Source organism: Aromatoleum anaerobium (genome assembly GCF_012910705.2).
Lineage (GTDB): Bacteria > Pseudomonadota > Gammaproteobacteria > Burkholderiales > Rhodocyclaceae > Aromatoleum > Aromatoleum anaerobium.
Genome location: NZ_WTVG02000033.1, coordinates 64445 through 91428, shown reverse-complemented (window position 1 = coordinate 91428; position 26984 = coordinate 64445). Strand labels below are relative to the sequence as shown.

Annotated in this window: 21 protein-coding genes, 4 tRNA genes and 1 pseudogene; 15 read left to right on the top strand and 11 right to left on the bottom strand. The window is 67.7% G+C overall.

Annotated elements, in window-relative coordinates; genetic code table 11:
* Positions 1 to 5 precede the first annotated feature (5 nt).
* Complete coding sequence (locus GO606_RS02185; protein WP_169119045.1) at positions 6 to 920, bottom strand: alpha/beta fold hydrolase; 915 nt, start codon at positions 918 to 920, stop codon at positions 6 to 8.
* A 48-nt stretch (positions 921 to 968) separates the two neighbouring features.
* Positions 969 to 3332, bottom strand: coding sequence for a DNA internalization-related competence protein ComEC/Rec2 (locus GO606_RS02180; protein ID WP_169119044.1), 2364 nt, complete (start codon positions 3330 to 3332; stop codon positions 969 to 971).
* 104 nt (positions 3333 to 3436) lie between these two features.
* Between GO606_RS02180 and GO606_RS02175 the strand changes: the two genes are divergently transcribed.
* The gene (locus tag GO606_RS02175) at positions 3437 to 3982 is read left to right on the top strand and encodes a DUF2062 domain-containing protein (protein ID WP_169119043.1); all 546 of its coding nucleotides are present in this window, start codon (positions 3437 to 3439) and stop codon (positions 3980 to 3982) included.
* A gap of 12 nt (positions 3983 to 3994) precedes the next feature.
* Here the strand turns inward: GO606_RS02175 and lolD are convergent, their stop codons facing one another.
* Together lolD and GO606_RS02165 are read right to left on the bottom strand one after the other, a co-directional pair.
* A complete protein-coding gene (gene lolD / locus GO606_RS02170) occupies positions 3995 to 4681 on the bottom strand; it encodes a lipoprotein-releasing ABC transporter ATP-binding protein LolD (RefSeq protein ID WP_169119042.1) in 687 nt (228 codons plus the stop codon).
* Positions 4674 to 5927 carry a lipoprotein-releasing ABC transporter permease subunit gene (locus tag GO606_RS02165; protein WP_169119041.1) on the bottom strand — a complete coding sequence of 418 codons (1254 nt, stop codon included), beginning with the start codon at positions 5925 to 5927 and terminating at the stop codon, positions 4674 to 4676. Before GO606_RS02165 ends, lolD begins: the two co-directional genes overlap by 8 nt.
* A 229-nt stretch (positions 5928 to 6156) precedes the next feature.
* Here GO606_RS02165 and GO606_RS02160 point away from each other — a divergent pair, with 229 nt between their 5' ends.
* The 7 genes and pseudogenes from GO606_RS02160 to GO606_RS22040 all read left to right on the top strand — a co-directional run bounded on the left by GO606_RS02160 (position 6157) and on the right by GO606_RS22040 (position 13558).
* On the top strand, positions 6157 to 7245 hold the full coding sequence (locus GO606_RS02160; RefSeq protein WP_169119040.1) for a hypothetical protein: 1089 nt from the start codon (positions 6157 to 6159) through the stop codon (positions 7243 to 7245).
* Complete coding sequence (gene recJ, locus GO606_RS02155) at positions 7242 to 8933, top strand: single-stranded-DNA-specific exonuclease RecJ (RefSeq protein WP_169119039.1); 1692 nt, start codon at positions 7242 to 7244, stop codon at positions 8931 to 8933. Before GO606_RS02160 ends, recJ begins: the two co-directional genes overlap by 4 nt.
* A 145-nt stretch (positions 8934 to 9078) precedes the next feature.
* Positions 9079 to 9747 (top strand): OmpW/AlkL family protein, encoded by a 669-nt coding sequence (locus GO606_RS02150; protein ID WP_169119038.1) that lies wholly within the window; start codon positions 9079 to 9081, stop codon positions 9745 to 9747.
* 170 nt (positions 9748 to 9917) lie between these two features.
* Positions 9918 to 11022 (top strand): peptide chain release factor 2 gene (gene prfB / locus GO606_RS02145; protein ID WP_169119037.1). Its coding sequence is split into 2 segments (ribosomal slippage): positions 9918 to 9998 and positions 10000 to 11022, totalling 1104 coding nucleotides; the frame shifts between segments, so codons are not numbered across the junction.
* A 339-nt stretch (positions 11023 to 11361) separates the two neighbouring features.
* Complete coding sequence (locus GO606_RS02140; RefSeq protein ID WP_169119036.1) at positions 11362 to 11979, top strand: LemA family protein; 618 nt, start codon at positions 11362 to 11364, stop codon at positions 11977 to 11979.
* 43 nt (positions 11980 to 12022) lie between these two features.
* Positions 12023 to 12984: pseudogene (locus GO606_RS22045) on the top strand (TPM domain-containing protein).
* 28 nt (positions 12985 to 13012) lie between these two features.
* Positions 13013 to 13558 (top strand): TPM domain-containing protein, encoded by a 546-nt coding sequence (locus GO606_RS22040; protein ID WP_169117834.1) that lies wholly within the window; start codon positions 13013 to 13015, stop codon positions 13556 to 13558.
* Positions 13559 to 13615: 57 nt separating this feature from the next.
* Here the strand turns inward: GO606_RS22040 and GO606_RS02130 are convergent, their stop codons facing one another.
* The gene (locus GO606_RS02130; protein WP_169117835.1) at positions 13616 to 14515 is read right to left on the bottom strand and encodes an LOG family protein; all 900 of its coding nucleotides are present in this window, start codon (positions 14513 to 14515) and stop codon (positions 13616 to 13618) included.
* A 168-nt stretch (positions 14516 to 14683) separates the two neighbouring features.
* The gene (locus GO606_RS02125; protein WP_169117836.1) at positions 14684 to 16288 is read right to left on the bottom strand and encodes a bifunctional diguanylate cyclase/phosphodiesterase; all 1605 of its coding nucleotides are present in this window, start codon (positions 16286 to 16288) and stop codon (positions 14684 to 14686) included.
* A 219-nt stretch (positions 16289 to 16507) separates the two neighbouring features.
* On the opposite strand from GO606_RS02125, the gene hutH reads away from it, so the two are divergent.
* The 7 genes from hutH to GO606_RS02090 all read left to right on the top strand — a co-directional run bounded on the left by hutH (position 16508) and on the right by GO606_RS02090 (position 24734).
* Positions 16508 to 18088: a histidine ammonia-lyase gene (gene hutH / locus GO606_RS02120; protein WP_169117837.1), complete on the top strand. Its 1581-nt coding sequence runs from the start codon at positions 16508 to 16510 to the stop codon at positions 18086 to 18088.
* Between the two features lie 21 nt (positions 18089 to 18109).
* Positions 18110 to 19798 carry a urocanate hydratase gene (gene hutU / locus GO606_RS02115; protein WP_169117838.1) on the top strand — a complete coding sequence of 563 codons (1689 nt, stop codon included), beginning with the start codon at positions 18110 to 18112 and terminating at the stop codon, positions 19796 to 19798.
* Between the two features lie 4 nt (positions 19799 to 19802).
* Complete coding sequence (gene hutI / locus GO606_RS02110) at positions 19803 to 21041, top strand: imidazolonepropionase (protein WP_169117839.1); 1239 nt, start codon at positions 19803 to 19805, stop codon at positions 21039 to 21041.
* Positions 21025 to 22113, top strand: a complete 1089-nt coding sequence (gene hutG, locus GO606_RS02105; RefSeq protein WP_169117840.1) for a formimidoylglutamase — start codon at positions 21025 to 21027, stop codon at positions 22111 to 22113. The genes hutI and hutG overlap by 17 nt, the downstream gene beginning before the upstream one ends.
* Before the next feature lie 110 nt (positions 22114 to 22223).
* The gene (locus tag GO606_RS02100) at positions 22224 to 24086 is read left to right on the top strand and encodes a DEAD/DEAH box helicase (protein WP_169117841.1); all 1863 of its coding nucleotides are present in this window, start codon (positions 22224 to 22226) and stop codon (positions 24084 to 24086) included.
* A 79-nt stretch (positions 24087 to 24165) separates the two neighbouring features.
* Positions 24166 to 24250, top strand: a tRNA-Leu gene (locus tag GO606_RS02095).
* A gap of 40 nt (positions 24251 to 24290) precedes the next feature.
* The gene (locus tag GO606_RS02090; RefSeq protein WP_169117842.1) at positions 24291 to 24734 is read left to right on the top strand and encodes a DUF1178 family protein; all 444 of its coding nucleotides are present in this window, start codon (positions 24291 to 24293) and stop codon (positions 24732 to 24734) included.
* A 26-nt stretch (positions 24735 to 24760) separates the two neighbouring features.
* Here the strand turns inward: GO606_RS02090 and GO606_RS02085 are convergent, their stop codons facing one another.
* The 5 genes from GO606_RS02085 to pgsA all read right to left on the bottom strand — a co-directional run bounded on the left by GO606_RS02085 (position 24761) and on the right by pgsA (position 26956).
* Positions 24761 to 25963 carry an alkaline phosphatase family protein gene (locus GO606_RS02085; RefSeq protein WP_169117843.1) on the bottom strand — a complete coding sequence of 401 codons (1203 nt, stop codon included), beginning with the start codon at positions 25961 to 25963 and terminating at the stop codon, positions 24761 to 24763.
* A 59-nt stretch (positions 25964 to 26022) separates the two neighbouring features.
* A tRNA-Gly gene (locus GO606_RS02080) sits at positions 26023 to 26098 on the bottom strand.
* A 9-nt stretch (positions 26099 to 26107) separates the two neighbouring features.
* Positions 26108 to 26181: transfer RNA gene (locus GO606_RS02075), tRNA-Cys, on the bottom strand.
* Between the two features lie 70 nt (positions 26182 to 26251).
* A tRNA-Gly gene (locus tag GO606_RS02070) sits at positions 26252 to 26327 on the bottom strand.
* 29 nt (positions 26328 to 26356) lie between these two features.
* Positions 26357 to 26956: a CDP-diacylglycerol--glycerol-3-phosphate 3-phosphatidyltransferase gene (gene pgsA / locus GO606_RS02065; protein WP_169117899.1), complete on the bottom strand. Its 600-nt coding sequence runs from the start codon at positions 26954 to 26956 to the stop codon at positions 26357 to 26359.
* Positions 26957 to 26984 lie beyond the last annotated feature (28 nt).

Below are 26984 nucleotides of genomic sequence, written 5' to 3'. Positions count from 1 at the left end.
GTTGTTCAGGAGGCGCGCAGGAAGTCGGTCACGATGCGGATTTGCGATGCATCCATCAACACCGGCGCGTGACCGACGCCCGGAAACTCCGCCACCTGCGCGCGCGGTCCGGCCTGCGCCATGCGGGCGACGGTCTCCGCTTCCAGCAGATCCGATTCCGCCCCGCGGATCACCAGCGTCGGGCAGCGGATCGCCTTGTACACGTCCCACAGATCGACATCGACGGTGATCGGCGTGTGGCGGAAGACATCCCCGATCCCTGGGTCATAAACCATGGCGAAGCCGCCTTCGACCGGCCTGACCGAATATTCGGTGAGGTGTCGCCACTGCGCGTCGGTCAGCGGGCCGAACGGCGCGCTGACTTCGCGTATCCAGGCTTCGGCGGCGGCCATGCTGGGGAATTTGGGCGCCTTGCCGACGTATTCGCCGATCCGGCGCAGCGACACCGCGGTGATCACCGGGCCGACGTCGTTGAGCACCAGGCGCGAGATCGGCGTGTGCGGCTGGCTGGCGATGAGCATGCCGATGATGCCGCCCATCGACGTGCCGACCCAGTGCACGGTGTCGGCATCAACCCGCGCGAGCAGCGTGATCATGTCGGCGACGTACAGCGGAAAGCCGTAATCGGTCTTGACGCCGAGCCAGTCGCTGCGTCCGCGGCCGACGACATCGGGGCAGACGACGCGGTAGTCGTCGGCGAGCGCCTGCGCGAGAAAGTCGAAATCCCGGCCGTTGCGCGTCAGGCCATGCGCACAGATGAGCACCTTGCGGTTTGCCGGGTCGCCCCATTCCGTATAGGCCATGCGATGCAGGCCGTGGGGGCCGATGCACTGCACCGACTTCTCGCGCAGTCCGCGATATGGGCGGGTCGGCAGCGGCGCGGGTCGAAACAGGCGGCGCAGGGTGTCGAGCAGGCTCATCGATTCAGGCCGTTGGATTAGGAAGCCGGAGTTTAGCAGCCCGGATGCCTAGCGCCCGTGCCAGTAGCGCGGTGCGATCAGGCGTTGCGCCTCGACGCTCACGCCGCCGCCGCGCACGTCGACGCGGATCGCGCCCTGGCTGTCGGTGCGCCAGTTGCGCGCCCCGGCAGCCGACCATCTGGCCCATACCGCAGGATGCGGATGGCGGAACGGATTGAGGTAACCGACCGTGAAGATCGCGGTTTGCGCCTCGACGGCCGCGACGAACGCCGCGCTCGATGACGAGCGGCTGCCGTGGTGCGGCACGAGCACGACGTCGCTCGCCAGCGCGCGTGCCGAGCGCGCCAGCAAGTTGCGCTCGGCGGCGGTCTCGATGTCGCCGGCGAACAACACCGACCCGCCGGGCGCGGCGATCCGGAGCACGCACGACTTGTCGTTGTCGCGACGCGGGTTCTCGCCTGCGGCCGGGTGCAGTACCTCGAAATCGACGCCATCCCAGCGCCAGCGCTCGCCGGCGACACAGGAAACGGGCGCAACGCGTTCGCCGGCGCGCAGCGGATGCTCCGGAGGCAGGCCCGATAGCATCGCGGTGACCTCGATGCCGTCAACGAGCGACGCGGCGCCGCCGGTGTGGTCGAGGTCGTCGTGCGAAATCACCAGCCGATCGAGCCGGTGCAGACCGGCCGCCGCCAGATAGGGCAACAGCACCCGCTCGCCCGCGTCCACGTCCGGCCCGTAGGCCGGCCCGGTGTCGTACATCAGGTCGTGGCGGGCCGTCTGCAGGTGCGCTGCCATGCCATTACCGACGTCGAGCACTGTCAGGCGAAACTCGCCCGGCGCCGGGCGCGGTGGCGACCATGCGAGCATCGGCAGCATCGCCAGCACGCCGGCGTGGCGTGCTGGAGTGCCTCGCGGCAGCAGCAGCCACAGCACGCCGGCGATCCCCGCGAGGGCGAGCAGCGGCGGCGGCGCGGCCTGCTGCCACATCGCGAATGGCATGTCCGCGAGCCATTCGAGGGCGACCATCATCAGCCCGGTCAGCCAGTGCGCCAGTTCCAGCAGCGGCGGGAACGGCAGCACGATCGCGGCCAGCACGAGCGGGGTGATCAGGAAACTCACCAGCGGAATCGCGAACGCATTGGCAAACGGCGACAGCAGCGAGAACGCGTTGAACAGCACGAGCAGCGCCGGAACGGTCGCCAGCGTGATTGCGAGCTGCGTCGTCACCGCGACACGCCAGCCCTGCACGCCGCCCGTGCGCCCGCCGACGACGTACATGATCGCCGCGACTGCACCGAACGACAGCCAGAATCCTGCCGACAGGACCGCCCACGGGTCGACCACCAGCACGCTGAACAACGCGAGGGCGATGACGCGGCTGCCTGCCGACTCGCGCCCGAGCAGCAGCGCCACTGCCACCACCGAGAGCATGAGCAGCGAGCGCTGCGTCGGAATGCCGAGACCCGCGAGCAGCGAATAGGCGGTCGCGGCGGCGAGCCCCGCGAGCGCCGCCGCCTTCCTTGCCGGGAACCTCAGCGTCAGCGGCGGGATGCGCCGCCACCCCCAACCCGCTACGCCGCCGACCACCAGCGCGATCATCGACACGTGCAATCCGGAGATGCTGACGAGGTGGGCCACGGCCGTCTTGCGGAATACCGTCCACTGCTCCTGCGGGATCGCGTTCTGATCGCCGACGGCCAGCGCGACCAGAACGCCGGCGTATTCGGCAGCGGGGAGCGTGGCGAGAAAACGGGTGCGCACCGAATCGCGCAGGCGATGGACGAGGACCATCGGATCGGCCACCAGCGGGTCGAGCAGGACGTTTTCCCCTTTCGCCCGTACATGGCCCGTTGCCCGCAGGCCGCGCTCCAGCAACCACGCTTCGTAATCGAAGCCGCCGGGATTGGCCAGGCCGTAGGGGCGCTTCAGGCGCAGCGTCAGCTTCCAGCGCTCGCCTGGTCGCAGCGACGGGACTTGTCCCTCGTCGCCCGCGTCCTCGTCGGCGTCGGCGTCGGCGCCGGCGTGGGGGCGCGGACGGTACCACGACAGCAGCATCCGCCGCGGCACCGGGGCGGACGCCGATTCGACGCGCAGCACGAAGCGCACGCCGCGACCCACGGTTCGCGGCAGCTCGTCGATGATCCCGGTCACGACCACGTCGCGTCCTTCCCAGGTCATCGGTAGCTCATCGGTGAGACGCCATTGCGCCCGCGCGGCCGACCAGACGAAGCCTGCGGCGAGCGCCAGCAGGCACATGCCGGCGAGCTGCGTGCGAGCGTCGGCGCGCCATAACGCGGCCGCGACAGCCCCGCTCGCCACGAGAAGCGCGAGCAGCCAGGCGGTGCCGGGCAGCTCCGGAAGACCCTGGCAGAGCCAGACGCCCAGCGCGAAGGCGATTATTGACGTTCGCATATTCCGCCCATCATGCCTGCGGCCGGGAAGCGCTGGCAAGCTCACCGCCGCGTTTGGGTCTTGCCGGGCGAACCATTAGAATCGCCGCTCCAACCCGGACGACCATGCGCAAGATCCTCAAGCGTTTTCTGCCGAAGCACGAAACGATTCGCTCCAACCGCTGGCTGCGGCCGTTCGCGAGCACGCTGCTGCACCCGCGGCTCTGGCACCTGAATCGGCATTCGGCAGCCGGGGGCTTCGCGGTCGGATTGTTCTGCGGCATGATCCCCGGGCCGCTGCAGGCGGGCGCGGCGGCGATCTGCTGCCTGGTGTTCCGCGTCAACCTGCCGCTGGCGATAATCACGACGCTGTATTCGAACCCGGTGACGATCGTCCCGCTGTATTTTCTCGCCTACAAGATCGGCAGCTGGGCGATGGGCATCAACGGACAGGGTTTCGCCCCGCCGCCGGAACTCGGCGAGATGACGCTGATCGCGTGGGGCGGCGCGCTCGTGGACTGGATGGCGGGCTTGGGCAAGCCGCTCGGGCTCGGCCTGATCCTGCTCGCGGCGACGCTGTCCCTGCTCGGCTACCTCGCCGTCAAGGCCGCGTGGCGAATCTGGCTGATCCGTACCTGGCACGCCCGCCGCACCCATCGCAACGGCCGCTGAACGTCCTGCGGGTCACGCCAGCCGGCCGTCGTCGAGCCGCAGCGTGCGCTGGGCGCGCCCGGCGAGTTGCTCGTCGTGCGTGACGATGATGAAGCTCGTCGCGAACCGCTCGTTGAGGCTCAGCATCAGGTCGAACACGCTCTCCGCAGTGCGCCGGTCGAGGTTGCCGGTGGGCTCGTCCGCGAGCACGCACGCCGGCTGCGTCACCAGCGCCCGCGCGATCGCCGCGCGCTGGCGCTCGCCCCCGGACAACTCGCCCGGCGCATGATCGAGCCGGTGCCCGAGACCGACTTCTTCGAGCATCGCGACCGCCCGTTCGTTCGCCGCCTCGCGCTCCATGCGCCGGATGTAGAGCGGCATCGCGACGTTCTCGAGCGCCGAGAACTCCGGCAGCAGATGGTGAAACTGGTACACGAAGCCGAGCGCCTCATTGCGCACCCGGCCGCGCTCGGCATCCGACATGCGCGAGAAATCGCGTCCGCGCAAGCGCACCGCGCCGGCGCTCGGTACGTCCAGCCCGCCGAGCAGATGCAGCAAGGTGCTCTTGCCCGAGCCCGAGGCACCGACGATCGCGATGCGTTCGCCGCGCGCGACCGCAAGCGTCACGCCGTTGAGCACCTGCAGCGCATCGGCCCCTTCGCGGAAGGTTTTCGACAGGCCCTCGCAGGCCAGCACCGGTTCGTTCGTCGCTTCACTCATAGCGCAAGGCCTCGGCCGGATTCACGCGCGACGCGCGCCAGCTCGGATACAGCGTCGCCACCAGCGTCAGCACGAAGGACAGCGATACGATCGTGATCACGTCGGCCGGCAGCACTTTCGACGGCAGCTCGCTGATGTAGTAGACCTCCTTGTTCCACAACGTCGCGCCGGTGACCTGCTCGAGCGCCGGAATCACGACGTCGAGGTTGTGCGCCAGCAACAGCCCGCCCGCGACCCCTGCGGCAAGGCCGACGAGCCCGATGATCGCGCCCTGCAGCACGAAAATCGCCATGATCGACGTGGGACTCGCGCCCAGCGTGCGCAGGATCGCGATGTCGGCATACTTCTCCTGCACCGCCATCACCAGCGTCGACACGATATTGAACGCCGCGACGGCGACGATCAGGAACAGGATGATCGTCATCATCGTTTTCTCCAGCGCCACCGCGCGGAAGAAATTCGCGTGGCTGCGCGTCCAGTCGCTGACCATCACATCGGCTTCGATCAGGCCTGGCAGTTCGCGCGCGACACGCGGCGCGGCGAACAGGTCGTCGAGCTTCAGCCGCACCCCGCTGACGCGCTCGTCCATGCGGTACAGCGCCTGCGCATCGCGCAGGTGGATCAGCGCGAGGCCGGAGTCGTACTCGAACATCCCCGCCTCGAAGATCCCGACGACCTCGAACTGCTTGACCCGCGGCAGCACTGCCGCTGGCGTCACCAGCCCTTGCGGGGCGATCAGCGTCACCTTGTCGCCGACCTGCGCCTGCAGCGCGAACGCGAGATCGCGCCCGAGCACGATGCCGAAGCGCCCGGGCTGCAGCGCGTCGAAGCTGCCCGAGCGCATGAAGCGCACGAAATTGGCGACGCCGTCCTCGGCCGCCGGCAGCACGCCGCGCACCAGCGTGCCGCGTACCGCCTGGTCGAACGACAGCATCCCCTGCTCCTGGATGTACGGCGCTGTGGCGACGACGTCCGGATGGCGTGCAGCCTGGTCGGCGACCTGTTGCCACGCGTCGAGCTCGCCGTCGAAACCGGAGACCTGCACGTGCGATGCGACGCCGAGGATGCGCGTGCGCAACTCTTCCTGGAAGCCGTTCATCACCGACAGCACGACGATCAGCGCGGCGACACCCAACGCGGTGCCGAGCATCGACACCAGCGAGATGAAGGAGATGAAACGGTTGCGCCCCTGCGCCCGCTTGCGCGACCGGGTGTAACGCAAACCGACCAGGATTTCGTAACGCATCGGGTGGGGGCAGCGGCGAAAAGGCGCCATTCTGCCGCAAGGACAGGTCCGGCGCGACGAACGACCGGCAGGATCGCGAAAAATCGCGACGAACCCGCTCTTTTTTACGCGCCGCGACCCGGCCCGCTCCGAGCGCAGCGTCGGCTCCCTGCCGGGCCCGATCGCGTCGTCCCGCCGGAGCCACCGGGCGCTGTGCTAGACTCGATCCGCTCCTTGTTGCGGTCGCTCCATGCAGATTCACCTCGTCATTCCCGGCCTGATCTGGCCCGGCGCTTCGCTCGTCGCCCCCGCAGCGGGCATTGAACTTCCCGCACTCGCACGACTCCTCGGCCTCGGACGGCGCGAGCACCGGGACTTCGAGCCGCTGGACCTCCAGCTTGCGCGCCTGTTCGGTCTCGGCACCGGCTCGTCCGACGGCCCGCTGCCGCTGGCCGCGCTGCGCCGCCTCGGCGAATCGGTACCGGTTGCGCCCGATCCGGACGGCGACTGGCTGTGCGCCGACCCCGTGAACCTGTCCTTCGCCCGCGAACACCTGCTGCTCAACGACTTTCCGGCCGATGAACTCGGCGACGACGACGTCTCCACGTTGATTGCCGCCCTCAACGACAATTTCGGCGATCTCGGCCGCTTCGAAGCGTGCGCGCCGACGCGCTGGTACCTCCGGCTTGCCGCGCCGACCCGCGCCAGGCTCTTTCCGCTGCATGACGTCATCGGACGGCCGATCCGCCAGTTCCTGCCCGAAGGCGAGGACGCCCGCCTGTGGCAGCGCACGATGAACGAAGTGCAGGTGCTGCTGCACAACCATCCGCTCAACCAGGCGCGCGAAGCCGCCGGGCGGCGTCCCGCGAACAGCCTGTGGTTCTGGGGCGCAGGCGCGCTGGAAACCGGCGCGGTTGCGACGCTGCCGGTAGTGCAGACGGCCGAACCGCTCGCCCGCGGCATGGCGCGTGCCGCCGGAGCCGAAGCCGCGGCGCCGGACCTCGCGGCCGCGTTGCGTGAGGACACGATCATCGTCCTCGACGCGCTCCTCCACCCGGCACGACAGCTCGATCTCGACGCCTGGCGCAACAATCTCGCCGCGCTCGAACGCGACTGGATCGCACCGCTCGCCGGGGCGCTGGGCGACGGCCGCCTGCAGAAACTGACCCTCACCGCGCCTGGCGACCGCGGCACATTCGAACTCGTCGTGCGCTCCGGCGAGCGGTGGAAATTCTGGCGCAAACCGCTCGCTTTCGACACCCTTCTCAAATCGCTCACCCCGGCGGCTCCGTCTCTCCCCGCAGAGCCGGTCGCCGACCCTGACCGCCCCGACCGATGACACGCATCCAGTCCCGCAACGCCCCACCCCGCGCCGTCCAGCGCCTCATCGACGGCGGCACCCATCCGCTGCTCGCGCGCATCTATGCGGCGCGCGGGGTCTCGCAGCGCGAGGAGCTCGACTACGGCCTCAAGGCGCTGCTGCCGCCCGCGGCGCTGCGCGGCACCCATGAAGCCGCGCAACTGCTCGCCGACGCGATCGAGGCCGGCGCGCGGATGGTGATCGTCGCCGACTACGACTGCGACGGCGCCACCGCCTGCGCGGTCGGCATCCGCGCGCTGCGCGCTTTCGGCGCCGACGTCGGCTATCTCGTGCCGAACCGCTTCGAATACGGCTACGGCCTCACCCCGGCGATCGTCGAACTGGCCGCGCGGATGGAGCCCGACCTGCTGATCACCGTCGACAACGGCATCGCCAGCGTCGAAGGGATCGCTGCGGCACGCAGCTACGGCATGGCGACGCTGGTCACCGACCATCACTTGCCCGGCGACACGCTCCCCGATGCGGACGTCATCGTGAATCCGAACCAGCCGGGCTGCGACTTTCCGAGCAAGGCGCTCGCCGGCGTCGGCGTGATGTTCTACACGATGCTCGCGCTGCGCGCCGAACTGCGCGAACGCGGCGCGTTCTCCGGGCAGCAGGAACCGAACCTCGGCGAGTTGCTCGACCTCGTCGCGCTCGGCACCGTCGCCGACGTCGTGAAGCTCGACCACAACAACCGCATCCTCGTTGCACAGGGGCTCGCACGCATGCGCGCCGGACGCATGCAGCCCGGCATCCGCGCGCTGTTCGCCGCGGCTGCCCGCGAACCTGAGCGTGCAAACACTTTCGACCTCGGTTTCGCGCTCGGCCCGCGCCTCAATGCCGCTGGGCGGCTGTCGGACATGAGCCTGGGCATCGAATGCCTGATCAGCGACGACATGGGCCGCGCGCTGAACATCGCGCAGGAACTCGACAAGCTCAACCGCGAGCGGCGCGGCATCGAACAAGGCATGCAGGAAGACGCGCTGGTACGGCTCGCGGGTTTCGATCCCGGGCAGAGCGCAACCGTGAGCCTGTTCGAGCCCGACTGGCACCAGGGCGTCATCGGCATCGTCGCCGGGCGCATCAAGGAGAAACTGCACCGGCCCGTCGTCGCGTTCGCGCGCGGCGCGGACGGCGAACTGAAGGGATCGGGGCGCTCGATCGCGAACGTGCACCTGCGCGACGCGCTCGACCTCGTCGCCAAGCGGCATCCCGACCTGATCCTGCGCTTCGGCGGCCACGCGATGGCGGCGGGCCTGACGATCCGCGAAACGGATTACGCGCGCTTCCAGGCGGCGTTCGAGGAGATCGTTCAATCACTCGTCGGCACCGCCGACCTGACGCGCACGCTGGAAACCGACGGCGTGCTCGAAAGCGGTTACATGACGCTCGACTCGGCGCGCCTGATCGAGCAGGACATCTGGGGCCAAGGCTTCGCCGCACCGGTGTTCGAGGACCGTTTCCGCGTCGACAACCAGCGCCTGCTCAAGGACAAGCACCTGAAGCTGCAGCTGTCGAAGAACGGCGTGCGCTTCGACGCGATTCGCTTCAACTTCGCCGAGGGTGCGGGGGCGAGCATCCATGCCGCCTACCGGCTCGCGCCGAACGAATACAACGGCGTCACCAGCCTGCAGCTGATGCTCGAACACTTCGACACCGTGTAACGTCCCGGGCTTCTTTCCGCCCTCCATCGCACCTCAATCAATTTCATCTATCTACTCAAAAGAAATATTATTGTGCAGTGCACATAACCATGCTACTGAAATGGGTACAATCGGAAGCGACCAACAACCGCAAGAGGACCGCACCATGAAACCTTCCCTGCTCATTTCCTCCCTGCTTGCCCTCGCTGTCGCCAGTCCGGCTGCGTTCGCGCACAAAGAGGGGGACATCCTGGTGCGTGCCGGTGCAACGATGGTGGATCCGGACATCGGCGATTCCAGCGTCTCGACGCCGGCCGGAAAGATTCCGGGGTCGGATGTCGAGGTGAGCGACGACACGCAGCTCGGCCTGACGCTCGGCTACATGCTCACCGACCACGTCGGCATCGAACTGCTCGCCGCAACGCCGTTCGAACACGACGTCACGCTGAAGGGCATTGGCGGTCTCAATGGCAAGCTCGCCACGATCAAGCAGCTTCCACCGACCCTCTCGCTGCAGTATTTCCCGATGGATCCGTCGTCGAAGTGGCAGCCGTATGTCGGCGCCGGCATCAACTACACGTATTTCTTCGACGAAGAGCTGAAGGATGCACGCAAGGCCCAAGGCTTCTCGCAGCTGGACCGCGAAAGTTCGTGGGGACTCGCCGTCCAGGCCGGCATCGACTACATGTTGACCGACCGCATCATGCTGAACGCCGCCGTGTGGCGCGTCGACATCGACAGCGAAGCGACCGCGCGCCTGAACGGCGCCAAAGTGAAGGTCGATATCGACATCGATCCGTGGGTGTACATGGTCGGCGTCGGCTACCGTTTCTGAGCATCGCCTGTCCTTCCCCCCGCGCGCAAATCGGCGGCTCCATCCGGGCCGCCGATTTCTTTTGTGCAGGACACCTGCCGGCAGCGCGTCGCGCAGCGGAACCTCCACCGCGCGGCCCTTCGTCATCGCGGGTATACTTCGCGGTTTTCTGAATTTCCCGGAGCATCGCCATGGAAGCCGAACGCCTCAACGCCATCGCCCAGCAACTCGACGACCTCCGTTCCCGGGGTCGTGAACTTCGGAGGTATCTTTGACTACGATGAGAAATCATCGAAGCTCGAAGAAGTAACCCGCGCGCTCGAGGATCCGGCCGCCTGGGACAACGCTGCCCGCGCCCAGGAACTGGGCAAGGAAAAGCGCCAGCTCGAAGACGTGGTGCACAACCTGCGCGATATCGAGCGCCTGTCTTCGGACCTGAAGGACCTGTTCGATCTTGCCGAAGCCGAGGACGACGAAGACACGCTCGCCGCGGTCGAGGCCGACCTGGGGGAGCTCCAGGCGAAAGTGCATGCGCTCGAATTCCGCCGGATGTTCTCCAATCCGATGGACCCGAATCCCTGCTTCATCGAAATCCAGGCCGGTGCCGGCGGCACCGAGGCGCAGGACTGGGCCGGCATGCTCGAACGCATGTACCTGCGCTACTGCGAGCGCAAGGGCTTCAACGTCGAGCTGATGGAAGAATCCGAAGGCGAAGTCGCCGGCATCAAGGGCGCGACGATCAAGGTCAGCGGCGACTACGCGTACGGCTTCCTGCGCACCGAAACCGGCATCCACCGCCTGGTGCGCAAGAGCCCGTTCGACTCCAACGCGCGGCGCCACACCAGCTTCTCGTCGGTATTCGTGTATCCGGAAGTCGATGATTCGATCCAGATCGACATCAACCCGGCCGACCTGCGCATCGACACCTATCGCGCTTCCGGCGCGGGCGGCCAGCACATCAACAAGACCGACTCGGCGGTGCGCATCACGCACGAGCCGACCGGCGTCGTCGTGCAGTGCCAGAACGATCGCTCGCAGCACAAGAACAAGGCCGAGGCGATGTCGATGCTGAAGGCGCGGCTGTACGAACTGGAGCTGCGCAAGCGCCAGAGCGAGCAGCAGAAGCTCGAAGACTCGAAGAGCGACATCGGCTGGGGCCACCAGATCCGCTCCTACGTGCTCGACCAGTCGCGCATCAAGGACCTGCGCACGAACTTTGAGGTCGGCAACACCCAGGCCGTGCTCGACGGCGACCTCGACGACTTCATCGCGGCGAGCCTGAAACAGGGGGTCTGACACCCTCGACCCTCCGGCGCTGCTGCCTCAATCGCGGCGTCAGCGCCAGGTGGGCATTTTCTCCCGGCGCTCACACGCGATTGCGCTCGGGCGACCGGATGGGGACAGGCACTGCGCGGACGCAGCCCGGGGCCGCCGCGCGGGAATTCCGCGCCCGATGCGCCGCCCCCTATCGCCGGCGCGAATCGTTCATGGCCGAAGGCCTGGCGAATATTCCGGACACCTATCCTGCAGGCGGCTTTATGATGGCGCCTGGCCGAGCGGCGGGCCGAAGGCTTGCCATCCGGACCCCGACCGGGCCGCTGCCCGTCCGCAACAATCGATGGAGGGATGCACCGCATGTTCGAGAGACTTTTCCGACGCTTCTCCGTGGTCGTCGCTGCGTGCGCGCTGCTCGGCCTTGGCGGCTGCGGCTACAACGATTTCCAGCGCCTCGACGAGCAAAGCAAGGCAGCCTGGGCCGAGGTGCTGAACCAGTACCAGCGCCGCGCTGATCTCATCCCGAACCTCGTGAACACCGTCAAGGGCGAAGCGAATTTCGAACAGGAAACCCTGACCCGCGTCATCGAAGCGCGCTCGCGGGCGACGGCGATCCAGGTCACGCCCGAGATGCTGAACGATCCGCAGGCGATGGAACGCTTCCAGCAGGCGCAAAGCCAGCTCGGCGGCGCCCTGTCGCGGTTGCTGGCAGTTGCCGAAAACTATCCGAACCTGCGGGCGAACCAGGCTTTCCAGGACTTGCGCGTGCAGCTGGAAGGGACCGAGAACCGCATCACCGTCGCGCGTAACAGCTATATCAAGACGGTCCAGGAATACAACGTGCTCGCGCGCAGCTTTCCGACGAACCTGACCGCGATGATCTTCAGCTACGAGCCGAAAGCCGGTTTTACCGTCGCGAACGAACAGGAGATTTCGCGTCCGCCGACCGTCGATTTCGGCACTTCGGGAGCGCGCTGAGTCACGGCGCGCCCCGGCGCGATCATCGCCCCGACCTGATCTGATGGGCTGCCACCCCTGTCCCGCCCCCTTCGCCGCCGGTCTGTGGGCCGTCGCAGCCACTGCCCGCCGCTGGCTGGCAAGCGCTTCGATCGCATTCGTTGCATTCGTCGCGCTCGCGGCACTGCTGTGCCCGGCGTCGTCGTCCGCCCAGGATCTGCAGCCGGTTCCCGCCCTCACTGCGCGCGTCATCGACCAGACCGGCACGCTTGACGCGGGCGAACGGCAGGCGCTCGAAGCGAAGCTCGCCGCCTTCGAGGCGGAACGCGGGGCCCAGATCGTCGTGCTGATCGTGGCGACGACCGCTCCCGAGGACATCGCCGCCTACGCCTACCGCGTCGCGGCCGAGTGGAAGATCGGCCGGCGCGACATCGGCGACGGCATCCTGATGGTGGTCGCGAAAGACGACCGCCGGGTGCGCATCGAAGTCGCCCGCGCGCTCGAAGGCGCGGTGCCGGATCTCGCCGCCTTCCACATCATCGACCGGGCCATCACGCCGGCTTTCCGCAGGGGTGAGTTCGCCGCCGGCATCGACGCCGGCATCGACGCGTTGATGGCGCGCATCCGCGGCGAAAACCTGCCGCTACCGGAGCCGGACGTGCGCGGGCGCAGCGATGCGCCGTCGCTCGAAGACCTCGGAGCGTTCCTGTTCGTCGGCGTACCGATCGTCGGCGCGGTGCTCGTCGGCATGTTGGGGCGCAAGCTCGGCGCTCGCCACCGGTGGCGTCGCCGGCCTGCTCGCGCAGTTGCTGCTCGGCAGCCTGCTGCTGGCGATCATCGCCGGCGTCGTCGCGTTCATCTTCGTGCTCGTGCTGGGCATCGGCGGAGGAGGCCGCGGTGGCCGCGGCGGGAGGCGGCGGCTTTGGCGGCCCGATCATCTGGGGAGGGCGGCCGAGGCGGGGCGGATTCAGTTCCGGAGGCGGCGGCAGTTTCGGCGGCGGCGGCGGCGCTTCGGGACGATGGTAGCCCTACGCAACCGGACCGGGAGTCATCGATGAACATCGTGATGCGCGTGATCCGCCACCTGTGGCTCGATGCCGACGACGTGCGCCATGCGGTCGGGGACGACACGCTGCAACGCCTCGAGGCGCGCGTGCACGACAGCGAACGGCGTCACACCGGCGAGATCTGCGTGTGCATCGAAGCGAGCCTGCCGCTGAGTTACCTGTGGCGCCATCTGCGCCGCCGCGTGCCAATCGAGCATGTGGTGCGCGAGCGCGCGCTGACGGAATTCGGCAAGCTGCGCGTGTGGGACACCGAACTGAACAACGGCGTGCTGATCTACCTGCAACTGGCCGAGCACCGCATCGACATCGTCACCGACCGCGGCCTCGCGCGGCACATCGATGACGCCTACTGGCGAGAGACGCTGGCCAGCATGAGCGCGGAGTTTCGTGCCGGGCGCTACGAAGAGGGCCTCGCCCGGGCGATCGACGCCGTAACGGCGGCGCTGGAGCGGCACTTTCCCGCCAGTCACGCCCCTGGCGAAACCCCGCCGCAGCGGGAGGATCAGCTCCCCAACCGTCCGGTGCTTCGCTGATCGTCCTGGCGGCATAGACGACCCGCTGATCCAGCCTGCGCCGGGTACCCGGGAGGTTCAACTCCCCCTCAGCTGCCGGGCGACCAATGCAGGATTGTCTTCGTTGTAAGCGGCCTTGATCGCGTCCCAGGCTTCGTCGGCAGTCTCCACGTAGCGGAAAAGCTCGACGTCCTCCGGACTGATCACGCCGTGCTCGATCATCACGTCGAAGTCGATCAGGCGCGCCCAGAAATCGCGGCCGATCAGGATGATCGGCCGGCGACGGATCTTGCGCGTCTGCGTCAGGGTCAGCACTTCGAACAATTCGTCGAGGGTGCCGAAACCACCGGGAAAGCTCACGACCGCGACCGCGCGCATCAGGAAATGCATCTTGCGGATCGCGAAGTAGTGGAACTGGAAACACAGCTCCGGCGTGATCCAGGGGTTTGGCGCTTCCTCGAACGGCAGGAAAATGCTCATGCCCATGCTGCGCCCGCCGGCGTCGTGGGCGCCGCGATTGCCCGCCTCCATGACGCCGGGGCCACCCCCGGTAGCGATGATGACCGGCTCGCCGAGCACGTCGGGTTCCTGCGTGACCAGCTCGGCAAAACGGCGCGCTTCGGCATAGTAACGGGCGTTCTTCACCATCTGCTCGGCGCGCCGGATCGCGACCGGATCGTCGCCGGCGCGCGCCTCGTCGAGCATCGCCGCCGCCACTTCGGGCGACTTGAAGCGCGCGCTGCCGAACACGACCACCGTGGATTCGACGCCCTGCTCCTGCTGGATCAGCTCCGCCTTCAGCAGTTCGAGCTGCAGCCGCACCGGGCGCAGTTCCTCGCGCAGCAGGAATTCGTTGTCCGCGAACGCCATGCGGAAAGAGCTGCCGGGCGCGTCGTACGGCGAATGAGGCTGGGCGGCCTCGACTTCGTCCTGGGCGGACGGGAAATTGCGGGCGCGGAGGTGGTGCGGCTTCTTCATGCTCGATTGTGCTCCGGAAAGTTTTATTGATCGGCTCTCATGATCGCATCTTCAGCCGCGGATTTAGGTGTCACGAAAGCAACCGGAGGGCCCGCCAGGCGGGGCGATGGCTGCGCGGTCCCGGGAAAGTATTTCAGCCCTTGCTGATGGGTCGCTACACGGAACCGTTCAGCCGCGGCAAGCAGCCCCATCTTCATTTCCGGCCGGCGGGCCGGAATCCTGCTCGTCCGGCGCGCTCGTGTAGCACCGCTTTCCCCTGGCCTTGGAGCGATACATCGCCGCGTCCGCCTGCTCCAGCAGTCTCTCGCACGTGGTTTCCGTGCCGGACGATATTGCAATGCCGATACTTGCAGAAATGCCGATCGGGATTTCGCCCACGTGGTACGGCTCGGAGAGCGTTTCGACCAATTTGCGGGCCAGCGCCGCCGCCCCCTCCGCTCCCGCCGCGAACATCACGACGACGAACTCGTCGCCGCCAAGCCGGGCGGCCACGTCGGAACACCGAATGGCCCCGTTGATACGACGCGCCACGACGCGCAGCAGTTCATCGCCGATTCCATGGCCGTGACAGTCGTTTACCGCCTTGAAGCCATCGAGATCGATGTAAAGGAGAGCAAGCTCGCTGTCGCATCGCTGTGACAGCGCCAGCTGATTGTTGAGGATTTCGTCGAGCAGCGCGCGGTTCGCCAGCCCCGTGAGTTCGTCGTGGAGTGCCTTGTGCCGAGTCTGCTGCAACATCGCGGAGGCCTTGATCAGCGCTCCTCCGACCTCGTCGGCTTCGCGTAGCCGGAAGCTGGGAACGACGATCGCCTGGCCGGAGCCCAGGGCCACGGCGGGACCGGTCAATCCGCTGAACGCGCCGGCAATCCGGCCGCCGAGCCTCCAGGCGAGAAGCAGGCTACTGCCGAGCAGAACCACCGTACCGAGGACCAGCCAGCCAAGCGACTGCTGCAGCCGGTTCGTCAGCGCTTCCCGGGGAATGCTGATGACCGTCGTCCACCGGGAAACGGCGGATCGACTGAAAACGGATATGACAGGAAGGCCCGCGCCGGTAAGGATTTCGACCGATCCCTCGGCGGCTTCGGCGAGCCTCTCCGTCAACGCCTGCGCCCCCTTCCGCCCGATGAACTGCTCCATTTCGCCGGTGTGGGCAGCGACAATGCCTTCGCCATCCAGTATTTCGCCGGTCCAGCCGGGGGGCAGGCGCTGCTCGGTCAGGATCCCGGACAGGCGATCCGGAAAAAAACCCATGCTCAGAACGTAGACGATCCGCTCACCGCGGTGCACCGGCACCGAGACGCTGAGCGCTGGCCGGTGCGCAACCGGTCCGACAAAAAGCCCGGAGATATATGGGCGCCCTGTTTCCAGGACGTGCCTCAACTGCGGCATCACTCCTTCGAAAGGCAAGGGGTCGCCGAACGGCCGCAACGTGTTGATCCGCTGCCGGCCGGTCGTATCGGCCAGCACGACGTTATTGGCCGACCGGGTTTGCAGAACCTGCATCGCCTGGCGGTGAAAAGCCGCGAGATCGTCGGAAACCAGGTAGGGCGAGGTCGCAAGGACGGTCAGCGCCGACTCCGTCGTGGCCAGTTCGCGCTCGACGGCGGACGTCAGCGCGCGGGCAGTCGCGATCACCTCGCCCACGAGTTGAACGTTCTCGCGCTGATAGTTGTAATGGATCAGCGCCGCGGTCATCAATGATGCCGGCAGGATGCACGCCGTGACGAGCAGGGCGAGTCGGGAGCGGATGGTCGGAGTGCGCGCTGCCGTCATGGGCGATGGACGCCGAGCTGGCCGGATTTTCGTTTTTGGTCTTGCACGGCAGATGCCGCGAGGCCCAAGGGTAACGCCTTCCCGCTCCCATGGCCAGCCGGCCGAATAACGCAAGTTGAATAATGTCGGTCCGACGAGTACCGTCTGACCACAGCCGCCTCCCGGGCAACAAATTTTCCGGCGCACGAGCGGTCAAAGCGCCAGCAGGGAGAACTCCCGATGACTGCCGTTTGCCTTCATCCAGGCCGATTGACGCTCGCCGAACTGCGCACGATCGCGTTCAGCGACAGCCGGCTCGAGCTCGAACCGGCCTGCTTTCCGGGGATCGCGCGTGGCGCCGCGACGGTCGAGGCGATCGCGCGCAGCGGCGAGCCGGCCTACGGCATCAACACGGGTTTCGGCCGCCTCGCGCAGACGCACATCCCCGACGACCAGCTCGAACTGCTGCAGAAAAACCTCGTGCTGTCGCACGCGGTGGGCGTCGGCGAACCGCTTTCGGTGCCGACGGTGCGCCTCGTGCTGGCGCTGAAGATCGCGAGCCTTGCACGCGGACACTCCGGTGTGCGCATGGAACTCATCAATGCGCTGCTCGGACTCTTCAACGCCGGCGTCGTGCCCCGCGTGCCGTCCAAAGGCTCGGTCGGCGCGAGCGGCGACCTGGCACCGCTCGCACACCTTTCGGCGCTGCTGCTGGGGATCGGCGAAGCCGACGTCGGAGGCCGACGCGTATCCGCAACCGAGGCTCTGGCGATCGCGGGACTCGCGCCGATGACGCTCGCGGCGAAAGAAGGCCTTGCGCTGCTCAACGGCACCCAGGTGTCGACTGCGCTGGCGCTCGTCAATCTGTTCGCGATCGAGACCGTGTTTCGCACCGCGCTCGTCGCCGGAGCGCTGTCGGTCGACGCCGCGGCCGGCTCGTTCAAGCCGTTCGATGCCCGGATCCACGCGTTGCGCGGCCAGCCGGGGCAGATCGACGCTGCCGCCACCTACCGGCAGCTGCTCGAGGGCAGCGGCATCAACCTTGCGCATCGCGACTGCGGCAAGGTGCAGGACCCGTACAGCCTGCGCTGCCAGCCGCAGGTCATGGGGGCCTGCCTCGACCAGATGCGCCACGCCGCGGGCGTGCTGCTGATCGAAGCGAACGCCGTGTCCGACAACCCGCTGGTTTTTCCCGACAGCGGCGAAGTGCTGTCGGGCGGGAATTTCCATGGCGAACCGGTCGCTTTCGCCGCGGACGCGCTCGCGCTGGCCGCGGCCGAAATCGGCGCGCTGGCCGAGCGGCGCATCGCGCTGCTGATCGACGCCACGCTGTCGGGCCTGCCGCCTTTCCTCGTCACCGAAGGCGGCGTCAATTCCGGTTTCATGATCGCGCACGTCACGGCGGCCGCGCTCGCCTCCGAGAACAAGCTTCTCGCGCATCCGGCGAGCGTCGATTCGTTGCCGACGTCGGCGAACCAGGAGGATCACGTTTCGATGTCGACGTTCGCCGCACGCAAGCTCGGCGAGCTCGCCGACAACACCGCGACGATCCTCGCGATCGAGCTGCTCGCCGCGGCGCAGGGCGTCGAGCTGCGCGCACCGCACCGTACCTCGCCGCGCCTGCAGGCCGTGCTCGCGCTGATCCGCCGCCGCGTGCCGCATTACGACATCGACCGCTATTTCGCGCCGGACATCGCATCGATCAAGGACGAGGTGTCGGCCGGCGCCTTCGCTCGCCATTGTCCCCTGTCCTTCGACTCCGAACGCGTGGCGGATGGCGACGCGTCCCGCTCCGTGACACCGGATGACGAATCCCTCTGAAGCGCCCCGAAGGAGGCCGCGATGACCGAAGTCCACAGCACCGATCCTCGCTACGCGCCGGGCCGCGTCGTGCGCTCGCCGCATGGCGCGACGCTGCACTGCCGCAACTGGCTGATCGAGGCCGCGTGGCGGATGATCCAGAACAACCTCGACCCCGAAGTCGCCGAGCACCCCGAGCATCTCGTCGTCTATGGCGGCATGGGGCGCGCGGCGCGCGACTGGGCGTGCTTCGACCAGATCCTCGCGACGCTGCGCGAACTGGGCGAGGACGAGACGCTGCTGGTGCAGTCCGGCAAGCCGGTCGGCGTGTTCCGCACCCACGTCGATGCGCCGCGCGTGCTGATCGCGAATTCCAACCTGGTGCCGAAGTGGGCGACCTGGGAGCACTTCAACGAGCTCGACCGCAAGGGCCTGATGATGTTCGGCCAGATGACCGCGGGCTCGTGGATCTACATCGGCTCGCAGGGCATCGTGCAGGGCACGTACGAGACGTTCACCGCCTGCGCCGATCGTCATTTCGGCGGGCACGCCGCGCGGCGGTGGATCCTCACCGGGGGGCTCGGCGGCATGGGCGGCGCGCAGCCGCTCGCGGCAACGATGGCGGGCTTCTCGATGCTGGCGGTCGAGTGCGACGAGACGCGCGTCGACCTGCGTCTGAAAACGCACTACCTCGACCGCAAGGCCGCTTCGCTCGACGAGGCGCTCGCATTGCTCGACACGGCGCGGGCCGAGGGCCGCGTGCTGTCGGTGGGCCTCGTCGGCAACGCGGCCGACGTGTTCGAGGAGATCGCGCGCCTCGGCGTCAAGCCCGATGTCGTCACCGACCAGACCAGCGCGCACGATCCGATCCACGGCTATTTGCCGCAAGGCTGGACGCTGCAGCAATGGCGCGAGCGCCAGCGCAGCGACCCGCAGAGCATCATCGAACCGGCGAAGCGCTCGATGGCCAACCAGGTGCGCGCGATGCTGGCGCTGCAGCGAGCCGGTGCGGCGGTGTTCGACTACGGCAACAACATCCGCCAGATGGCCCACGACGCCGGCGTCATCGATGCGTTCGCGTTTCCCGGCTTCGTCCCGGCGTACATCCGCCCGCTGTTCTGCCGCGGCTACGGCCCGTTCCGCTGGGTCGCGCTGTCGGGCGACCCGAAGGACATCCATCGCAGCGACGCGAAAGTGAAGGAGTTGATCCCCGACGACCGGCACCTGCACAACTGGCTCGATCTCGCCCGCCATCGCATCACGTTCCAGGGCCTGCCGGCGCGCATCTGCTGGCTCGGCCCGAAAGATCGTTACCGCGTCGGCCTCGCGTTCAACGAGATGGTGCGCCACGGCGAACTGCATGCGCCGATCGTCATCGGCCGCGACCATCTCGATACCGGTTCGGTCGCGAGCCCGAACCGCGAAACCGAGGCGATGCGCGACGGCTCCGACGCGGTGTCCGACTGGCCGCTGCTCAACGCGCTGCTCAACACCGCGAGCGGCGCGACGTGGGTGTCGTTTCATCATGGCGGCGGCGTCGGCATGGGGTATTCGCAGCACGCGGGCCAGGTGATCGTCTGCGACGGCACCGACGGGGCGGCGCGGCGAATCGCACGGGTGCTGTTCAACGACCCGGCGAGCGGCGTGATGCGCCATGCCGACGCGGGCTACGAGGAAGCGCTCGCGACGGCGCGGGAAATCGGCCTGCGCCTGCCGATGCACGACGCCTGATCACATGGCCGCCTGGGACCTGCTGTTCCGCCGCGTGCATCTCGCGACGTTCGCCGGCAGCGAACCGTACGGCACGCTGCGTGACGGCGCGCTCGCGGTGCGGGCCGGGCGCATCGTCTGGCTCGGCGCCGAACGCGACCTGCCGCGCGAGGCCCGCGCCGCACAGGAGATCGATGGCGCCGGCGGCTGGCTGCTGCCGGGGCTGATCGACTGCCACACGCATCTCGTCCATGCCGGCAACCGCGCCCGTGAGTTCGAACTGCGTCTGCAGGGCGCGAGTTACGAGGAGATCGCGCGCGCCGGCGGCGGCATCCGCGCGACGGTCGCGGCGACGCGGGCCGCTGACGAGGCGGCGCTCGTTGCCGCGAGCCGGCCGCGTCTCGCGCGACTGATGGCCGAGGGGGTCACGACGGTCGAGATCAAGTCGGGGTACGGGCTGGAACTGTCCGCCGAGCGGCGCATGCTGCGCGCGGCGCGCGCGCTGGGAGAGACCGCGCCGGTACGCGTGACGACGACCTTCCTCGGCGCGCACGCGCTGCCGCCCGAATACGACGGACGCGCCGACGCCTACATCGCCGAAGTCTGCGACGTGATGCTGCCGGCGCTCTATCGCGAAGGCCTCGTCGATGCCGTCGACGCGTTCTGCGAGCGCATCGCGTTCAGCCCGGCGCAGACCGAAGCGGTGTTCCGCGCGGCCCGGGCGCTCGGGCTTCCCGTCAGGCTGCATGCCGAGCAGCTCTCGGATTCGGGCGGCGCGGCACTGGCGGCCCGGCACGGCGCGCTGTGCGCCGATCATCTGGAACATCTCTCCGAAGCCGGTGCAGCGGCGCTCGCCGCGGCCGGCAGCGTCGCCGTGCTGCTGCCGGGGGCATTCTATTTCCTGCGCGAGACGCACCTTCCACCGGTCGCGCGACTGCGCGCGCTCGGCGTGCCCATCGCCATCGCCACCGACTGCAACCCCGGCACCTCGCCGCTCAGTTCGCTGCTGCTCGCGCTCAACATGGCCTGCGTGCTGTTCCGTCTCGCCCCCGCCGAGGCGCTCGCCGGCGTCACGCGCAACGCGGCCCGGGCGCTCGGTCGCGGCGACGACCTCGGCACGCTGGAGGCCGGAAAACTCGCCGATCTCGGCCTGTGGAACGTCGATACCCCGGCCGAGCTGTGCTACCACCTCGGCTACAACCCGCTCGCGCTGCGCGTGTTCGGCGGACAAATCAGCGGAGCAGGTGATGCCGCACAAGGATGAGGAGGATCGGGGGCCGTGGCAGGGCCGCATCGACGTGCATGAAGGCCCGCGGGCATTGCGCTGGCACCAGCGCGTCACGATGCTGCCGCCGCAGGCGCCCCCCGGCATCGCGCTGCTCGGTTTCCCCTGCGACCTCGGCGTGCGGCGCAACCATGGCCGCCCCGGAGCCGCTGAAGGCCCCGCGGCGCTGCGCCGCGCGCTCGCGAACCTGGCCTGGCACGGAGGGCGGCCGGTGTACGACGCGGGCGATGTGTACGACGCGGGCGATGTGGGCGATGTGGGCGATGTGGGCGATGTGGGCGATGTGGGCGATGTGGGCGATGTGGGCGCCAGCACGCCCGACGCCGGCGAAAAGACGCTCGAGACGATGCAGGCCGGCTACGCTCAACGCATCACGGCGCTGCTCGACGCCGGGCATGTGCCGATCGGCCTCGGCGGCGGCCACGAGATCGCGTGGGCGGCCTGGCAGGGGCTCGCCGCACATGCTGCACGCGAACCCCACCCGCCGCGTATCGGCATTCTCAACGTCGACGCCCATTTCGATCTGCGCGCGGCGCCCGCGGGCAATTCGGGCACGCCGTTCCGCCAGATCGGCGAGGACTGCAGAGTCCGCGGCTGGAAATTCCGCTATTGCGTGCTGGGGATTGCCGAAGCGGCGAACACGGCCGCGTTGTTCGACCGCGCCCGTGCGCTCGGCGTCGCGTTTCGCCTCGACGAGGAAATGGGCGCGCGCGATCTCGATGCGATCGTCAACACGGTGGGCGATTTCCTCGCCGGCATCGACTGGCTCTACCTGACGCTGTGCCTCGACGCGCTGCCGGGCGGGTGCGCGCCCGGCGTCAGCGCGCCGGCGACGATCGGCGTCGAGCCGGCCGTCGTCGAAGCGGTGATCCGCATTGCCGCTTCGAGCGGCAAGCTTCGCCTCGCCGACGTCGCCGAACTCAATCCTTCCCTCGACTCCGACGGCCGGACCGCGCGCCTGGCCGCACGGCTCGTCTGGCGGCTCGCGCGCGAAATCGACCGTCGCCCATGTGATGTGCGGTCTGGGCTGCATCTCCCCGCGCGCGATTGAGCCAAGCGGCAGAGGCGGGATTTCGGTACGATGCGCTTCATTCGCGAAGCGCCCCGTTTCTCTCGACGGCTCGGCGCTTCCTCCCTTTCCGCTGCCCGCACCAGACCTCCATGACTTCCCCCATCGAAAGCTTCGCCCAACTCGATCTCCGTGCACCGCTGCTCGACGCGCTGTCCGAAATCGGCTATGAAACGCCGTCGCCGATCCAGGCGGTCTGCATCCCGCATCTGCTCGCCGGGCACGACCTGCTCGGCGAGGCGCAGACCGGCACCGGCAAGACTGCCGCGTTCGCGCTGCCGCTGCTCGACCGGCTCGACCTGAGCATCAAGAATCCGCAGGTGCTCGTGCTCGCGCCGACCCGCGAACTCGCGATCCAGGTGGCCGAGGCTTTCCAGCGTTATGCCAAGAATCTGCCCGGTTTCCACGTGCTGCCGGTGTACGGCGGCCAGAGCATGGTCGTGCAACTGCGCCAGCTCGCCCGCGGCGCCCACGTCATCGTCGGCACGCCGGGCCGCGTCATGGACCACATCGAGCGCAAGAGCCTCAATCTCGACAGCCTGACGACGCTGGTACTCGACGAAGCCGACGAGATGCTGCGCATGGGGTTCATCGACGACGTCGAATGGATCCTGCAGCACACGCCGGCCGAGCGCCAGACCGCGCTGTTCTCGGCGACGATGCCCGATGCGATCCGCCGCGTCGCGCACCGTTACCTGCGCGACCCGCGCGAAGTGAAGATCAAGGCCAGCACGACCACGGTCGCGGCGATCCGCCAGCGCTACTGCCAGATCAGCGTCGCGCACAAGCTCGACGCGCTGACGCGCATCCTCGAAGTCGAGGAGGATTTCGACGCGGCGATCATCTTCGTCCGCACCAAGACCGCGACCGCCGAGCTCGCCGACAAGCTCGAGGCGCGCGGCTACTCGGCCGCCGCGCTCAACGGCGACATGACGCAGCAGCTGCGCGAACGGGTCATCGAACAGCTCAAGGGCGGGCAGCTCGACATCGTCGTCGCGACCGACGTCGCCGCGCGCGGGCTCGATGTCTCGCGCATCAGCCACGTCATCAACTACGACATCCCGTACGACACCGAAGCGTATGTGCATCGCATCGGCCGCACCGGACGCGCGGGCCGCACCGGCAGCGCGATCCTGTTCGTCGCGCCGCGCGAGATACGCATGCTGAAAGTCATCGAGCGTGCGACCCGCCAGCCGATCGAGGCGCTGCAACTACCGTCGCGCGAAGCCGTCGCCGACAAGCGAGTCGCCGCGTTCCGCCAGCAAGTCGCCACAGTGCTCGAATCCGAAGACCTCGCGTTCTTCCGCGATGTCGTCGCCGGCATGGAATCGAGCCACGAAGCCGAACTCCACGACATCGCCGCCGCGCTCGCCTTCCTCGCGCAGCGCGAGCGCCCGCTGCAACTGCCGGAGTCGAAAGGCCCTGACATCGCGCGCCTCGCCGAACCGCAGCGTGAACCGGGCGCCGAGCGCGCGCTGCGCGAAAACCGCGAGAAAATACTCGAACGCCGGCGCGAGTTTTCCGAGGGCAATCTGCAGCGCTACCGCATCGAAGTCGGCCGCAACCAGCAGGCAACGCCAAAGGACATCGTCGGCGCGATCGCCAACGAGGCCGGCATCGAAAGCCGCTATATCGGGCAGATCAATCTCTACGAGGACTACAGCACCGTCGAGCTGCCGAGCGGCCTGCCGCATGACGTGCTCGACATCCTGCGCCGGGTGCGCGTGCGCCAGCACCAGCTGAACATCCGCCCGCTCGACGCCGAGGAAGCGAAGCGCGACGCGGCCCGCGTGCGGCCGGGAGCCCCTCGTCCCGGAGCAGCACCGCGTCACGCCGCCCACCCCGGCGGCAAACCCGCCCGTCCAGGAAGCTCCGGCCCGAGATCCTTCAGCAGTGAAAAGCGCCCCTCCTCCACTGGGTTCAAGCCCGGCAAGAAAAAACCGCATGATCGCTGAAGCCGGCTGCGCGGCCAGGCCCAGTCGGAGCCGTTGTGCAGGGGTGTCAGCCGCGGGGTAGAATGCGCCACCCATCGGCGCCGGGGTGGTGAAATCGGTATACACAGCGGACTTAAAATCCGCCGCCTTCGGGCTTACGGGTTCAAGTCCCGTCCCCGGCACCAGCTAGCGCGCTGCGCGTGATTTTCTCCAGGACTTCCTGCGGTGATCGTTCTGAACCTTTGCTGCGACCACGAGCACCTGTTCGAAGGCTGGTTCGGCTCGGCTGCCGCGTTCGAAGCACAGCGTGAGCGCGGACAGGTCGTCTGTCCCGTTTGCGGCTCAGCTTCGATCAGCCGGCGCCCGACCGCTCCGTACGTCAACACCGGCTCGACTCCGCCCGCCGCTCCGCCACCGCGCCCCTCGTCGCATCCCGCAACCACCCGGCAGATGGACGCGGTCGCCACGGCCGTGGCGATGCTGCGCCGCTTCGGCAAGGAGTCGGAGGACGTCGGCGAGCGGTTCGTCGAGGAAGCCCGCCGCATCCACTACGGCGAGAGCGAAGCGCGCAACATCAAGGGGAAAGCGTCGCACGACGACATCGGGGAACTCATCGACGAAGGCATCATGGTGCTCCCCGTCCCGCCGGACGACGAAGAATTGCACTGACCCGGACAGCCCGCTCCAGGCAACCCTCAGCAGCGGGCGTGAATCAGCGGCACCCACATTTCCTGCGGCGACAGTCCGCCATGCACGCCGATCATCCGGTGCGCGTGTTCGCCGGGCACGCTGTCGGTGATCGTCCAGCCGGGTTCCATCAGCAGTGCATGGCTGCCGAGGCGTTCGCGCAACTGCCGGTGTCGCGGCCCCGGGCCGAAAAACCCGCTGCGCAGCAGCTCCGGCGAACGGACCAACACTGCCTTGCCCCCCAGCTCCGCCTCGACGAACGAGCGGAAATCGTCCTCCGCCCCCCGGCGAAGCTCACATAGCGCAGCCCGACGTTCGCCGAACAACGGCCCGGCGAGCATTGCCGCAGCCTCCGGAAACCGTTCGAAGCGGATCACGCGCTCCGCAGGCGAATCGATGAAGCCGTGATCCGCGCTCGCGACGACGTCGACGCCGGTTCCGGCCAGTTCATCGAGCAAGGCGGCGAACGCGGCGTCGATGTGGCGAAACTGCGCGACGGCCTCGTCGGACTCGCAGCCGTGCGCATGGCTCAGTGCGTCGAACACAGGATAGTAGGCGTGGATATAACCACCCGCTGCACTCTTCAGCGCCCTTGCTGCAGCCGCTACCGCAGCGACCATCCCCTGGAGCCCGCGATACGCGACGATGTCGGCGCCACGGCCATGCCTCGTGGAGTATGGCGAATACGCGAGGCTGCGCGGATTGACGTAAATCGACTTGCGCCTGCGGTTCTGGAACAGGCTCGGGTACGGGAAGAGCCGCTCTCGCGCCATCGAGCCGCGAATGAGTCCGCCCGAACGTTTCCTCATCGGCAACGGCGCGACCACGCCGCCGAAGCGCCGGTCGTGAATGAACCAGCCGGTCAAGCCATGCCGGGCCGGCGCCAGCCCGGTGAGCGTGGTCGTTACCGCGCTCGCTGTCGTGCTCGGGAAAACCGAAGTCATCCGCCGCCGCCGGTGCGCGAGCAGCACGCTTCCCGTCCCAAACTGCTGCAGGAAGGTGTCGCCGAGGCCGTCGATGAGCAGGAACACCAGCACCGGCGCCCGTTCATCCTGCTCGGGATCGGCGCGTTCCTCGCCGGGCACCGCCCAGTGCTGGCCGTCGAGATAGTCACGGATCGCGCCGACGAGGCCATAGAGGCCGTTCGCCCCGTAATCGGGCACGACCGCAGCGCGCGGCAACGAAAATGGAATGTTTCGGCAGGCGGACATGGCCAGAGCCGGTAAACGACAAAAGGAAGGTGCGCTTGCACCTTCCTTTTGTCAATTTCTGGAGCGGGAAACGAGTCTCGAACTCGCGACCTCAACCTTGGCAAGGTTGCGCTCTACCAACTGAGCTATTCCCGCATGTACTTCTGGAGGCGCGAACCGGAATCGAACCGATGTACACGGCTTTGCAGGCCGCTGCATAACCACTCTGCCATCGCGCCAGGTTACTGGCCTGCCTTCCCGATGCGCCTCCACCGGGAGGGAAATCCAAATTGGATTTCCCGGAAATTCTGGAGCGGGAAACGAGTCTCGAACTCGCGACCTCAACCTTGGCAAGGTTGCGCTCTACCAACTGAGCTATTCCCGCTGAAAGACCGCCATTATAGGTCCGGATTTTTACCTGTCAACCGCTTTGCTTCGAACCTCTCGATCATAGCGGGCGAGTTGCGGCATCGCACGGTGAAGGTAATACCCCATCGACCATAATGTGAGGGCTGCCGCAATATAAATCAGGACGTTACCGATCGCTCTCAGGTCCAGCGACAGCAGCGGTGCGTTGTAGAGCAGCAGCGGAATGGCCGTCATCTGCGCCGCGGTTTTCAACTTCCCGACAAAAGCGACCGCAACCCCGGCCGATTGCCCGACCCGCGCCATCCATTCGCGAAGTGCCGAAATCGTGATCTCCCGGCCAATGATGACGACGGCGATGATCGAATCGACGCGCGCGAGCTGCACAAGCAGGATCAGCGCCGCCGCAACCATCAGCTTGTCCGCAACCGGATCGAGAAACGCGCCGAAGGCCGAAGTCTGGTTGAGTGCGCGGGCGAGATAACCGTCGAACCAGTCGGTGACGGCTGCGACGATGAAAATGGCCGTTGCGGCGAAGTTTTTCTCTTCGGCGTCGAGCCAGCTGTCGGGAAGATAAAATACGCCGACGAACAGCGGGATCAGCGCAATGCGCGCCCAGGTCAGCGAATTCGGAACATTGAATAGCATTGAATGAGGCCCTTCGGGCCGATGGGAG

Bases quoted from the DNA above. Each gene is read 5' to 3' on its own strand.
- GO606_RS02185 (WP_169119045.1), bottom strand. From the start codon at position 920: ATGAGCCTGCTCGACACCCTGCGCCGCCTGTTTCGACCCGCGCCGCTG.
- GO606_RS02180 (WP_169119044.1), bottom strand. From the start codon at position 3,332: ATGCGAACGTCAATAATCGCCTTCGCGCTGGGCGTCTGGCTCTGCCAG.
- GO606_RS02175 (WP_169119043.1), top strand. From the start codon at position 3,437: ATGCGCAAGATCCTCAAGCGTTTTCTGCCGAAGCACGAAACGATTCGC.
- lolD (WP_169119042.1), bottom strand. From the start codon at position 4,681: ATGAGTGAAGCGACGAACGAACCGGTGCTGGCCTGCGAGGGCCTGTCG.
- GO606_RS02165 (WP_169119041.1), bottom strand. From the start codon at position 5,927: ATGCGTTACGAAATCCTGGTCGGTTTGCGTTACACCCGGTCGCGCAAG.
- GO606_RS02160 (WP_169119040.1), top strand. From the start codon at position 6,157: ATGCAGATTCACCTCGTCATTCCCGGCCTGATCTGGCCCGGCGCTTCG.
- recJ (WP_169119039.1), top strand. From the start codon at position 7,242: ATGACACGCATCCAGTCCCGCAACGCCCCACCCCGCGCCGTCCAGCGC.
- GO606_RS02150 (WP_169119038.1), top strand. From the start codon at position 9,079: ATGAAACCTTCCCTGCTCATTTCCTCCCTGCTTGCCCTCGCTGTCGCC.
- GO606_RS02140 (WP_169119036.1), top strand. From the start codon at position 11,362: ATGTTCGAGAGACTTTTCCGACGCTTCTCCGTGGTCGTCGCTGCGTGC.
- GO606_RS22040 (WP_169117834.1), top strand. From the start codon at position 13,013: ATGAACATCGTGATGCGCGTGATCCGCCACCTGTGGCTCGATGCCGAC.
- GO606_RS02130 (WP_169117835.1), bottom strand. From the start codon at position 14,515: ATGAAGAAGCCGCACCACCTCCGCGCCCGCAATTTCCCGTCCGCCCAG.
- GO606_RS02125 (WP_169117836.1), bottom strand. From the start codon at position 16,288: ATGACGGCAGCGCGCACTCCGACCATCCGCTCCCGACTCGCCCTGCTC.
- hutH (WP_169117837.1), top strand. From the start codon at position 16,508: ATGACTGCCGTTTGCCTTCATCCAGGCCGATTGACGCTCGCCGAACTG.
- hutU (WP_169117838.1), top strand. From the start codon at position 18,110: ATGACCGAAGTCCACAGCACCGATCCTCGCTACGCGCCGGGCCGCGTC.
- hutI (WP_169117839.1), top strand. From the start codon at position 19,803: ATGGCCGCCTGGGACCTGCTGTTCCGCCGCGTGCATCTCGCGACGTTC.
- hutG (WP_169117840.1), top strand. From the start codon at position 21,025: ATGCCGCACAAGGATGAGGAGGATCGGGGGCCGTGGCAGGGCCGCATC.
- GO606_RS02100 (WP_169117841.1), top strand. From the start codon at position 22,224: ATGACTTCCCCCATCGAAAGCTTCGCCCAACTCGATCTCCGTGCACCG.
- GO606_RS02085 (WP_169117843.1), bottom strand. From the start codon at position 25,963: ATGTCCGCCTGCCGAAACATTCCATTTTCGTTGCCGCGCGCTGCGGTC.
- pgsA (WP_169117899.1), bottom strand. From the start codon at position 26,956: ATGCTATTCAATGTTCCGAATTCGCTGACCTGGGCGCGCATTGCGCTG.